Consider the following 11,825-nt stretch of genomic DNA (forward strand, 5'->3'; position numbering starts at 1 on the left):
TCCCAGAGCAGGACGACGCGGCCGCGGCCGAAGCTCAGATCTTGCCCTTCACCTGGCCGTCGTAGATCTTCTCCAAGACGCCGCGCAGGCTCGTCATGGTCGTCTTGACGTCGGCCTTCTGGGTGACGATCTGGGCGATCGACTTGGCCATCTCCTGATCGGCGCCGGGCAGGAACGCACGGGCGTAGTCCTGCGGACGCGTCACGTCGAGCTGCTTGATGGCCTCGCCGGCGAGCGGGTTGGCGGCCAGCAGGGAGCTGGTGTCGGCCGACGTGCGGACCGGCATGTAGCCGGTCGCACCGGCGAACTTCACGGTGTTGACCGGGTCGGTGAGGAATCCGATGAACTTCGCCGCCGCGAGCTGGTTCTCCTTGGCGATGTTCTTCGGGATGCCGACGCCGGCACCGCCGGTGGGGCACACGGGCGAGGTGGTGACCGGGCCGCCGGGCAGGAAGCCGACACCCAGGTCGAACTTGCCTGCGGTCGCCTTCTGCATGCCGACGAGGGATCCCGTCGATCCCAGGGTCGCGGCGATGGCGCCGGCGGCCAGATCGTCCGTGCCCGACTTGGAAGCGACGCCGGCCCAGCCGTTGGCGTACACCGAGTCCTGGACGTAGGTGAGGGCTGCGACGGCCTTCTCGTCATCGCAGGTGATCTCGAAGGAGTTCTGCTTCGACCAGCCCGAGCCGTAGCCCCACAGGATGTTCTGCAGCGTCCAGCCGGCGTAGTCGGCCAGTGCCGGGTGCTCGTAGGCATGCGTGATGTCGGCGTTGGCCTGCTTGATCCGGGGGGCCCAGTCGTTGAACTCGGCCCACGTCTTCGGTGCGCGATCCTCCAGCCCGGCGGCCTGCCAGTGGTTCTTGTTGTAGTAGAACAGGGGCGTGGAACGGGCCCACGGCACGGCCCACTGCGCGCCCGCGTACTGGTAGTCCGCGAACAGTCCCTGCCGGTAGTCCGCGATGTCGACCTCGGCGGCCTTGAGCGCGTTGCCGAGCGGGATGATCGAGTCGGCCAGGAAGTAGCGGAACCACCACACGTCGGAGAAGACGACGATGTCGGGGAGCTGCCCGCCCGCCTGTGCGGCCTGGAACTTGGTGGCCACCTCTTCATAGTTGGACCCGGCCGTGACGAGCTTGACCTCGATGCCTTCCTTCGCGGTGAAGGCGGCGATGATCTCCTGGGTGATGGCCTCGGAGCTGCCGGGATGGTTGGACCAGAACGTGATCGACTTCGCAGGCGAGACGCCGGCGAAGTCCGGGCCCGCCGGGTCGGCCGACGGGGAGCTGGATGCCCCCGGGCCGGCGACCGACGGGCCGCCGCAGCCGGCGAGGACTGCGGCGCCGAGCCCGATGCCGGCAGCGCCGAGCAGCGTGCGTCGGCTGAGCGACGAGTTGGTCAGGGATGCGAACATTTCTCTCCTCTTCGAACGACCCCCGAGGCCGGGGACCGAGATGGGGGAGCGGTCAGCGGACCGCACCCTGGGTAAGCCCAGCCACGATGTAGCGCTGGAGGAACATGAATACGATCAGGACGGGCAGGATCACGACGACGGCACCCGCCATGAGGATGGGATAGGAACTCGGGTCCCCCTCGAGGTTCTTGAGCAGGGTGAGCCCGACCGGCAAGGTCATCATCTGGTCGTCGGTGGTGATGATGAGCGGCCAGATGTAGTCGTTCCACTCGTTGACGATCGTCACCAGCGACACGGTCGCGATCGTGGGAGTGGAGATGGGGATGATGATCTGGACGAGGCGGCGCAGGTGTCCTGCCCCGTCGAGTTCGGCGGCCTCCAGGATCTCGGCGGGCAGCGAGAGGAAGTGCTGGCGCAGCAGGAACGTCCCGAAGGCGGTGCCCAGGCCGGGCAGGATGATTCCCCAGTAGGTGTTGGCGCCGCCGAGCCCCGAGATCAGGACGTAGTTGGGCAGGAGCGAGACCTGTGGCGGAACCATGAGCGCGACGAGGATGCCGGCGAAGATGATCCGCTTGAAGGGGAACCGCACGAAGACCAGCGCGTACGAGGTGGTCAGGGCCAAGAGGACCTTGATGCCTGCGCCGACGATGGTGACCAGGGTCGAGTTGAGGAACAAGCGGGGGAAGTCGACCTGCCGCGAGGCGGTCACGTAGGCGTCGAAGCTGGGCGAGGCGGGGAGCCACACGAGGTCGCGGGAGACGACTTCGCCGCTGGTCTTCAACGAGCCGAGCATCATCCAGATCAAGGGCAAGGCGATGATCAGCGTCGCGAGGATCAACGGCACGTACCCGCCGAGGATCAGCGACGCGGTCGACTCCTGGTCCAGGGCGGAGCCGTGCCGGGTGGACGCCTTCGCGGACGCGGCAGTCCGAGGCCGGGACGTGGGCGCGGGGGCCTCGGTGAGGAGGGTGGTGGTCATGCGTAGTGGACCTTCCGCTCGATGAGGCGCAGCTGCACGACGGTGAGCGCCAGGAGGAGCACGAACAAGATCGTGGCGACGGCCGCCGAGTAGCCCGCGCGGTTGTATCCCCCGAAGGCCTGCAGGTAGGCGTCATACATGAGCGTCGTCGTGCCGTTGCCCAGTGGCGTCATGATCCGGATCAGATCGAAGGACTGCAGGGAGGACAGCAGGGTGGTCATCAGCAGGAAGAAGGACGTCGGCGACAGCAGCGGCCACACGACCTTGGTGAACGTATCCCAGCGTCCTGCCCCGTCCAGGGCGGCGGCCTCGAGCAGGTCGCGGGGCACCGCCTGGAGTGCGGCCAGATAGATGACCGCGCAGTAGCCGAGGTTCTTCCAGATGTAGACGACGATCACCATCGTCAAGGACAGGTTGGGCTGCAGGAACCATTCGGGAACGGGCAGGCTGAGCGCCCGCAGGATGGCCGACAGCACCCCGGTGGTGGGGTCGAAGATGAACAACCACACCAACCCGATACCGACCCCAGACAGGACGTAGGGGGCGAAGACGGTGGCGCGGGCGAAACCGCGCCCCGTGAGGCGCCGGTTCAGCACTGTCGCCAGCAGCAGCCCCAGCAGGATGGATCCACCGACCGTTGCGACGGTGAAGATCGCGGTGGTGCGCAGCACCCCCAGCGACTCGGCGCTGGTGAAGAACTCGATGTAGTTGTCCAGGCCGATCGGGGTCGCCACGGAGGCGCCGAGGGTCCAGTCCAGCGTCGAGTAGTAGATGTTCGTCAGGAGGGGCCGGTAGGTGAAGGCCAGGATCAGGCCGATGTTGGGTGCCGCGAACAGGACGAAGATCAACCATTCCCGCAGCGTCCGCTGTGTGACTCGCGTGCGTCTGCGCGCTGGCGCGCCTGCCTGTGTCGTCGTCATGGTCCCCCGTCCGGTGCCGCCGCTGCGGCCGAGGCTGAAGCTAGGCCGGTCGAGGGGCGGGGAACCGACTCGCCGCTGAACGCCCGATGTCGGACGCATGACATCTCGGGGCGTGGGGGTTCCGGGGGTGGTCCGGGTGGCTATCGCAGGCAACGGTTTGGCCCCCCGCGCGGAACCCGGTAGGCTTGTCCTTCGGTTATGACGTTGTCGTGCCAGCAGGGGTGAGGGGTGAACGCGGTGGCAGCTCGCTTGGTCGACCCCCGATCTGAACTCGTTTTCGATATTCGCGAATTCGGGCATCAGCCGGGTGGAAGCAAGGAGACTGTCCGCGATGTTCCCGCCCCCGAAGGCTTGGGCAACGACGTGATCGGAGTGCCGACCGGTTCCCCGATCCATCTCGATCTTCGGCTCGAGGGGGTAGGGGACGGGGTGTTGGCCACCGGCGTCGCTGAGGTTCAGCTGCGCGGGGAGTGCGCTCGGTGCCTGACCGAGATCGCGGCGTCCGCCGAGATCGACCTGCAGGAACTGTTCCTCTTCCCGGGCGTGGATCCCGACGATGTCGAGGCCAGCCGGGTCGAGGGCGAGCTGATCGACCTCGAACCGGTTCTGCGTGACGCCGCGGTGCTCGATCTGCCGTTCATCCCGCTGTGCCGGGAGGATTGCGCTGGGTTGTGCCCCGTGTGCGGGGTCAATCTGAACGACGATCCCGACCACAGCCACGGCGAAGCGATCGACCCCCGGTGGGCGTCGCTCGTCGGCTGGGCTGACGACACCCAGGACTGATAGCGGGCGCGTGCGCCCCGAGATTGAGGAGTTTGACGTGGCTGTTCCGAAGCGGAAGATGTCCCGCAGCAACACGCGTTCCCGCCGTGCGCAGTGGAAGGCGTCCGCGCCCACGCTCGTGAACTGCGCCAACCCGGCCTGTGGGGGCAAGCACCTTCCCCACACGGCGTGCCCGACGTGCGGCCAGTACGGCCCCCGTTCGGCCCGCCGCCAGGTCATCGAGCAGTGATGCCCGCGGCCGATGGCCGCGTCCATGAGCTCTTCACACAGCTGGGGATCGAGATCGATCCCCAGCTGTACCGGCTTGCCCTGACGCATCGATCCTGGGCGTTCGAGCACGGGGGAGCCCCGCACAACGAACGCCTCGAGTTCTTGGGCGACGCCGTGCTGGGGGTCGTCGTCACCGAGCACCTGTACCGCAGCTTCCCGGACAAACCCGAGGGCTGGCTCGCGAAGATGCGCGCCGCCGTCGTCAACACCTACGCCCTGGCCGACGTCGCGCGCGGCCTCGGACTGGGCCAGGCGCTGCTCTTGGGCAAGGGAGAACGGCAGACCGGCGGAGCGGACAAGGACTCCATCCTGGCCGACGCCACCGAGGCGCTCATCGCGTCGGTGTTCCTGTCCTGCGGCCGAGACGCGGCCTCACGTTTCGTGCGGACGCTGATGGACCCTGTCGTCGAGGCCGCCTCTGCCGACGGCCGCGCCACCGATTGGAAGACGGCCCTGCAGGAGCTGGCCGCCCACCGCGGTTTGGCCGCGCCGCGCTATGAGCACACCGCCTCGGGGCCCGATCACGATCGCCGGTTCGAAGCGCGCGCCGTGGTGGGGTCAACCCACTACGCGCCCTTCATCGCCCGCTCCAAGAAGCTTGCCGAGCAAGGCGCGGCGGAGCTGGCCCATCAGCAACTCTTCTCGCAGTCCTGAGCCAACCCGTGCCCGAGCTCCCCGAGGTCGAGGTCGTTCGTCGGGGCCTGGCCGCGGCGATCGTCGGTCGCAGCGTCACCGACGTCACCGTTCTTCATCCGCGCCCGGTGCGGGCGCATCCCGACGGGCCGACGGGTTTCGTGACCAGCCTGACCGGCCGGACCTTCGACGTGCCAGCCCGCCGGGGCAAGTTCTTGTGGATGCCGTTCAGGGATGGGGACGCGTTGCTTGCGCACCTGGGTATGAGCGGTCAGTTCCGATTGGACGCGCCCGCGGCACCGCTCCAGCGTCACGCCCGGGTCCTGATCGACCTGGACGATGACGTGCAGCTTCGATTCGTCGATCAGCGCATGTTCGGGGGACTCTCTCTGGCCCCCGGTGGTGCGGAACTACCCGTCCAGGTGACGCACATCGCCCGCGACCTGCTGGATCCCGAGGTGGATCTCGCCGGGGTCGTTCGCCGGATCAAGGCCAAGCGCAGCGCCATCAAGAGGGTCCTGCTGGATCAGCGGGTGGTGTCGGGCATCGGGAACATCTATGCCGACGAGGCACTGTGGGTGGCCCGTGTCCACCCCGAGACCCCCGCGGACCGTCTCTCGACGCACACGCTGGGTGCGCTCCTGTGCGCCGCACGCGACGTGATGGGGGCCGCGCTGGCGCAAGGGGGAACATCCTTCGATGCTCTCTACGTCAACGTGAATGGGGAGTCGGGATACTTCAACCGAGACCTTCACGTGTATGGCCGCGAGGGGGAGGCGTGTGAACGGTGCGGAACGCCGATCCGCCGGGTCGCCTTCACCAACAGGTCCTCCCACTTCTGCCCGGGATGCCAGCGGCGACGCTGAACGCCGCACCGGGGGCGAACGGATCGCGGCCGAGCGCGGGTGCGCCATACCGGTATCCTGACACCGTTCGGTTCACACCACCCGGCATCGGGAGGCAGCGATGAGGCCGCTTCGCTACGCGATCAATGTGACGTTGGACGGCTGTTGTCATCACGAGGCGGGTCTCCCGCCCGACGAGGAGTCCATGCGCTGGTGGGCGGATGAGCTGAGGCGCGCTGACGCCGTGGTGTTCGGCCGGACCACCTACGCGATGATGGAGGCGGCGTGGCGTAAACCGGCGGATGGGGTTGTGGCCCGGTTGGGTGCAGCCGTGGCAAGTTCCCTTCGGGGACGCCGTGGATGCGGCGCCCAAGTACGTCGTCTCCAGTTCGCTCACGGACGTCGACTGGAACGCCGAACTGCTGGACGGCGACCTCGTGACGCGCATACGGGACTTGAAGGAGCAACCCGGCAGGGGCCTGTTCGTGGGCGGCGTGACGCTGCCGGCGGCGTTGGCCCGGGCGGGGCTGATCGACGAATATGCCCTCCTGGTTCACCCGGTGTTGGCGGGGCACGGACCCCGCCTGGCAGCCGGTCTTGCTGACCATCTCACGCTCTCCCTCGTGCAACGGGACGTGTTTCGGTCGGGGGTCACCGCATTGCGCTACCGGCCGACGGATCCCGGCGGGGACGACACCTGAGGTCGCCTGTGCACGGCCACGAGAGCGACGATGGCGAGCGTCACAGCGGGCAGGAGTAGCGTGACCCCGTGGGAGAGACAATGCGCGCTGTGGCGAGTGAGGCCTGCAGCCTCCCCGTGATCGGGCGTCGAACCGATAGGGTCTGCTTCCCGTGAGCCTCCTTTCCGATCTCTATGCCCGGCACGGGCACAGCCTGCGCCAGTTCGTGACCTTCGGTGCCGTGGGCGGCTCCGGCGTCTTGGTGAACATGGCAGTCTTCGCGCTGTGCAGCAACGTGGGGCACCACCTCGGGGACGTCAACTATCGGACGGTCCTGTTCCCGATCCTGAACACCGGATACAACGTCCGGTTCGGGCATCTGTTCGTGTGGATCGCGTTCGCCGTCGCCGTGACCTGGAACTTCGTGCTCAATCGCTACTGGACATTCAGGGCGGAGGGCAGTCGCGCCCCCTTCTTGAAGGAGTATGTGCCGTTCTTCTTCGTGGGGGCGTGCGCCAACGTCTTGACGACGGTCCTCTTCACGGTGTTGACCAACCCCACGTCACCGATTTACCTTCCGGAACCGCCGTTCTCCGATGATGGTGATTTCTGGACCAAGCGTCCGTACTGGGCCCAGGCGATCGCGATCATCTTCACGATGCCGATCAACTTCGTGATCAACAAGCTGTGGACGTTTCGGGCGGTCCGGCGCAAGCACGCCGCAGGTGTGGCCTCCTAGGCGGTCGGCGTGTACCTGAAGTCTTTGACGTTGCGCGGGTTCAAGTCCTTCGCGTCGGCGACGACGCTGAACTTCGAGCCGGGTATCACCTGCATCGTGGGGCCCAACGGGTCGGGCAAGTCCAATGTCGTGGACGCCCTCAGCTGGGTCATGGGGGAACAGGGCGTCAAGTCGTTGCGGGGCGGCAAGATGGAAGACGTCATCTTCGCCGGTACCGCGGGCAGGGCACCGCTGGGGCGGGCGGAGGTCAGCCTGACCATCGACAACACCGACGGTGCGCTGCCGATCGAGTACACCGAGGTGACGATCAGCCGCACCATGTTCCGCTCGGGTGGCTCCGACTACGCGATCAACGGAACCGCCGCCCGGCTGCTGGACGTACAGGAACTGTTGTCTGACTCCGGCATCGGCCGCGAGATGCACGTCATCGTCGGTCAGGGGCAACTCGACTCGATCCTGCAGGCCACCCCCGAGGTCCGGCGCGGATTCATCGAGGAGGCCGCCGGGGTCCTCAAGCATCGCAAGCGCAAAGAGAAGGCGCTGCGCAAGCTCGACTCCACCCAGGTGAACCTGGACAGGCTGGTCGACCTCATCGGCGAGATCCGACGTCAGCTCAAACCGCTCGGACGCCAGGCCGAGGTGGCCCGGAAGGCCGCTGTCGTCCAGGCCGAGTTGCGCGACGCCAAGGCCCGGGTGCTGGCCGACGACTACGTCATGGCCGCGCTGTCGCTGGAGTCCGACCTGGCCGCCGAGGCCGAACTCAAGGAGCGCCGCCGGAGCGTGGAAGCCGCCCTGGCGGCGGCCCGAGAGGCGGAGACCCACGCCGAGGAGGCGGCTCGCGCGGCCGCGCCGGAACTGGCCCGGGCCCAGGAGACGTGGTACGCCCTGGCGGGCCTCCGGGAGCGGATTGCGTCCACCCGTGCCATCGCCGCCGAGCGCGTCCGCAACGTCGGGACCGCGGGCCAGGACGAGCGGCGCGGGCGTGACCCCGACGCCACCGAGGCGGAGGCGCACGCCATTCAGGAATCCGAGCGGACCTTGGCGGCCGAGGTCGCGACCCGGGCGGAAACGCTCGCCCGGGCCTCGGCGGCGCGCGCCGCTGCGGAGGCGGGTCATACGGCCGCCGAGAAGGCCTATGCGGGTCAGCTGCGAGCGATCGCCGACCGCCGGGAGGGCTTGGCGAGGCTGACCGGTGAGGTCAACTCGCTGCGCTCCACCACTGAGGCCGCTGGCTCCGAGATCGCTCGCCTCTCGCTTGCGGGTGACGAGGCGCGCGCCCGGGCCGACGACGCCCGGAAGCGCTACCAGGCGCTCGAGACCGACCTGGGTGCCGTCACCGACGGGGAGATGGGACTCGACGGGGCGTACGAGGCGGCCGAGTCCGCCCGAGTCCGGCACCTCGAGCACACCGAAGCGCTCCGGGCCTCTGAGCAGGACGCCTTGCAGCGGCGCGCCGCGCTGTCGGCACGTCTGGAGGGGCTGCGGCTCGGGCTGGAACGCCGCGACGGGTCGGGCGCCCTCCTGGCCGCCTCACAGGACCTGGCCGGGGTGCTCGGCTCGCTGGGGGCGCTCGTCCGGGTGGAGCCTGGCTTCGAGCAGGCGGTCGCTGCGGCGCTGGGAGGCGCGGCGGCCGCCGTCGTCGTCGCGGGGATGGATGTGGCGCTGGACGCCGTCGCGCTGCTCAAAGCCCAGGATCTGGGGCGCGCTGGCCTCGTCGTTGCCGGGTCTCCGAAGAACGATCATCTGGGGGAGTGGCCCGCCCTGCCTGCGGACGCCAGGTACGCCGTCGAGGTGGTGCGTGCGGAGCCCGCGCTGCTGCCCGCACTGACCACGCTGCTGCGACGGGTTGCCGTCGTGACCGACCTGGACGCGGCGGCCCGCCTCGTGGCCGTGGAGCCGCAGCTCAGCGCAGTGACGCGCGACGGGGATGTCGTCTCTGCCTGGTTCGCCTCGGGTGGCTCGTCTGCTCAGCCGAGTCTCATGGAGGTCGAGGCGGCGGTCGAGGAGGCCGAAAGCTCGCTGGCGCAGGTCCAGGCCGAGGTCGAGCGCCTCGGCTTCGCGCGGGCCGCCGCTGCCGCCGAGCTGCAGGCCGCGGGGGCGGCGTCCGAAGCGGCGCTGGCGCGGTTGCACGAATCGGACGCACAATACTCGGCACTCGCCGAGCAACTCGGTCAGCTCAACCAGTCCGCGCGCAACGCGTTGGCCGAGGCGGAGCGCCAGGATGCTGCCGTGCGGCGCGCCACCGCCTCGCGGGAGACCGGCGTCGCCGAACTCGCGGCCCTGACCGAACGCCTGGAGTCGGCCCAGCGGGCGACCGACCTCACCGAGGCCGACCCCGGCGAGCGTGACCGGCTCGCCCTCGAGGCGGCCCGGATGCGGCAGGCGGAGATGGAGGCTCGCCTTGCCCTGCGCACCGATGAGGAGCGCGCCCGCGCCCTGGCTGGACGAGCCGAGGCCCTGCTGCGGGCCGCGCGCACCGAGCGGGCCGCCCGCGAGCAGGCCGCGGCCAAGCGCGAGCGCCTGCTGCGCGAGGGAGAAACGGCGCGAGCCGCGGTGCTGGCCTGCGACTGGTTGCTGGACCGGGTGACGGAATCCCACAGTCGTGCGGGCGTGGAGCGTCGCCGCGCCGACGAGCGGCGGATTGATGCCGACCGCGGCGTCCATGACGCCCGTCAGCGCAGCCGAGACCTCGGCCGGGAGTTCGAGGGGCTCATCGATGTGGCCCATCGCGACGAACTGGCTCGCGCCGAGCAGCGCATGCGCGTGGCGTCGCTGGCGGAGAAGGCCCTCGCCGAACTCGGCCTGGAGCCCGACGTGCTGACCGCCGAGTACGGGCCGGACCAGTTGGTTCCAGTCCTGACCCGACCCGATGGCGGCGCGTGGGGGCGGGATGAGGAGCAGCCGGACCCGGTTCCCTTCGTCCGGGCGGACCAGGACAAGCGGCTGCGGCGGGCGCAACGCGATCTGGATCTGCTGGGCCGGGTGAATCCGCTGGCGCTGGAGGAGTTCGAGGCGATGAGCGAACGCCATCGGTTCCTCGCCGAGCAACTCGACGACCTCAAGCGGACCCGCGCGGATCTACTCGGCATCGTCGCCGACGTGGATGCACGGGTGGAAGAGGTGTTCGCCGAGGCCTACGCCGACGTGGAGGCAGCATTCGAGTTCACATTCTCGCGGCTCTTCCCGGGGGGTGAGGGCCGCCTCATCCTCACCGAACCAGGCAACTGGCTGACCACGGGAGTCGACGTGGAGGCCCGTCCGGCGGGCAAGAAGGTCAAGCGTCTCAGCCTGCTGTCGGGAGGAGAACGGTCGTTGGTGGCCGTCGCCTTCCTGACGGCGTTGTTCCGCGCACGGCCCAGCCCGTTCTACATCCTGGACGAGGTGGAGGCGGCTCTCGATGACACCAACCTGGGCCGGCTCTTGGGGATTTATGAAGAGTTGCGCGAGAACAGCCAGATGCTCGTGATCACGCACCAGAAACGCACGATGGAAATCGCCGACGCGCTCTACGGGGTGACGATGCGCGACGAGGGGATCTCGACCGTGATCAGTCAGCGATTGCGCGACGACGCCCACTGACCAGCGCAGACGGTGTCATGGCGCGCCGGTGGGCCTGGTTCGAACCCGCCATTTTCCTCAGGCATACTGGTGGTGTCAGGAGGTGCCCCCCACATGCCGATCATGATTCTCACGCTGCTTGTCGTCCTGGTGCTCGCCGTCGTCATCATCGCCGTTGTGGTGATGGGCATGGAGGGAACCGGCAAGGAGCGACACCCCGAAATCGCCAATGCCATGGCGCGCACCGCGCGTCATCTCAATGGTGAGGGCGAGCCCCCGAAGGCCTTGGTGAACCTGATCGACGAGTTCGAGGAGGCGCCGCGCGACCTTCCCAACAAGCTTCGCTCCCTGCGGTCGGCCCGCTCGGCCGTCTCCGCAGCCTCAGCCGGTCTGCCGGAGGACGCCGAACCGACGCCCGCAGGGCAGCCGGTCGCGGCCGACGCCCGTGGGAAGTCGGAGCCCAGCGACGAGCCCGTCGCAGCGGAGGCGACCGCGCCGCAGCAGGTGCCGGTGGCCGGGGGAACGCCGAGCGAGACTCCCACCGAGACCGCCCCGCGGGACGCGCAGCCTGCGCGCGAGGCTGAGCAGGGCGCGGCTCCCGTGTCCGAGGCCGACGAGGGCGTCAGCAGCGACCCTGTGGTGGAGCAGTTGAACCGTCCCGTGCAACGCTCGGGCAAGCGCAGGAAGAACCGCAAGCGCGCGCAGGTGCACGCGGTGGAGAGTGCGGGACGCGCGCCGCTCACGATCGTTCCGGACGCCTCAGCCCAGACCGTCGCTCCACGGCCCTCACCCGAAGAACTCAACGAGAGCCTCGCGGCCGCCCTGTCGGCGCCTGCTGTCGACGATCCCGACGCCGCCGATCCGTACGGCGTGTGGGGTGCCGACGAGTTGGATCCGGAGCCCGCACCGGCGCAGCAGCGCGTCCACCTGGGCCGCGGTCGCCGCGCCTGAGAGGGGGCGGCCGGCCTCGCCGGCCCGGCCATTAGGATGGCCGGGTGCCCGTTGAT

General features: G+C 69.0%; 11 protein-coding genes. 8 read left to right on the plus strand and 3 right to left on the minus strand.

Annotation, left to right across the window (positions count from 1 at the left end):
• Positions 1-34 precede the first annotated feature (34 nt).
• From V7E09_RS05115 to V7E09_RS05125, 3 genes are read right to left on the minus strand one after another with little or no spacing between them, the layout of a single operon-like run.
• On the minus strand, positions 35-1,411 hold the full coding sequence (locus V7E09_RS05115) for an ABC transporter substrate-binding protein (protein ID WP_324510826.1): 1,377 nt from the start codon (positions 1,409-1,411) through the stop codon (positions 35-37).
• Positions 1,412-1,463: 52 nt separating this feature from the next.
• Positions 1,464-2,390, minus strand: a complete 927-nt coding sequence (locus V7E09_RS05120; protein WP_324510827.1) for a carbohydrate ABC transporter permease — start codon at positions 2,388-2,390, stop codon at positions 1,464-1,466.
• Positions 2,387-3,238 carry a carbohydrate ABC transporter permease gene (locus tag V7E09_RS05125; protein ID WP_324523106.1) on the minus strand — a complete coding sequence of 284 codons (852 nt, stop codon included), beginning with the start codon at positions 3,236-3,238 and terminating at the stop codon, positions 2,387-2,389. Before V7E09_RS05125 ends, V7E09_RS05120 begins: the two co-directional genes overlap by 4 nt.
• Positions 3,239-3,673: 435 nt before the next feature.
• On the opposite strand from V7E09_RS05125, the gene V7E09_RS05130 reads away from it, so the two are divergent.
• The 8 genes from V7E09_RS05130 to V7E09_RS05165 all read left to right on the plus strand — a co-directional run bounded on the left by V7E09_RS05130 (position 3,674) and on the right by V7E09_RS05165 (position 11,769).
• Positions 3,674-4,093, plus strand: coding sequence for a YceD family protein (locus V7E09_RS05130; protein ID WP_324510829.1), 420 nt, complete (start codon positions 3,674-3,676; stop codon positions 4,091-4,093).
• A 37-nt stretch (positions 4,094-4,130) separates the two neighbouring features.
• Positions 4,131-4,322 (plus strand): 50S ribosomal protein L32, encoded by a 192-nt coding sequence (rpmF, locus tag V7E09_RS05135; protein WP_324510830.1) that lies wholly within the window; start codon positions 4,131-4,133, stop codon positions 4,320-4,322.
• Positions 4,322-5,017, plus strand: coding sequence for a ribonuclease III (gene rnc / locus V7E09_RS05140; RefSeq protein WP_324510831.1), 696 nt, complete (start codon positions 4,322-4,324; stop codon positions 5,015-5,017). The genes rpmF and rnc overlap by 1 nt, the downstream gene beginning before the upstream one ends.
• A gap of 8 nt (positions 5,018-5,025) precedes the next feature.
• The gene (mutM, locus tag V7E09_RS05145; RefSeq protein ID WP_324523107.1) at positions 5,026-5,862 is read left to right on the plus strand and encodes a bifunctional DNA-formamidopyrimidine glycosylase/DNA-(apurinic or apyrimidinic site) lyase; all 837 of its coding nucleotides are present in this window, start codon (positions 5,026-5,028) and stop codon (positions 5,860-5,862) included.
• 281 nt (positions 5,863-6,143) lie between these two features.
• Complete coding sequence (locus tag V7E09_RS05150; protein WP_324523108.1) at positions 6,144-6,542, plus strand: dihydrofolate reductase family protein; 399 nt, start codon at positions 6,144-6,146, stop codon at positions 6,540-6,542.
• 151 nt (positions 6,543-6,693) lie between these two features.
• A complete protein-coding gene (locus V7E09_RS05155) occupies positions 6,694-7,260 on the plus strand; it encodes a GtrA family protein (protein ID WP_324510834.1) in 567 nt (188 codons plus the stop codon).
• Between the two features lie 9 nt (positions 7,261-7,269).
• On the plus strand, positions 7,270-10,839 hold the full coding sequence (smc, locus tag V7E09_RS05160) for a chromosome segregation protein SMC (protein ID WP_324523109.1): 3,570 nt from the start codon (positions 7,270-7,272) through the stop codon (positions 10,837-10,839).
• Between the two features lie 93 nt (positions 10,840-10,932).
• On the plus strand, positions 10,933-11,769 hold the full coding sequence (locus tag V7E09_RS05165; RefSeq protein WP_324510836.1) for a hypothetical protein: 837 nt from the start codon (positions 10,933-10,935) through the stop codon (positions 11,767-11,769).
• The last annotated feature ends 56 nt before the right edge of the window (positions 11,770-11,825 follow it).

This window comes from Propioniciclava sp. (assembly GCF_036744435.1).
Taxonomy (GTDB): Bacteria; Actinomycetota; Actinomycetes; order Propionibacteriales; family Propionibacteriaceae; genus Propioniciclava.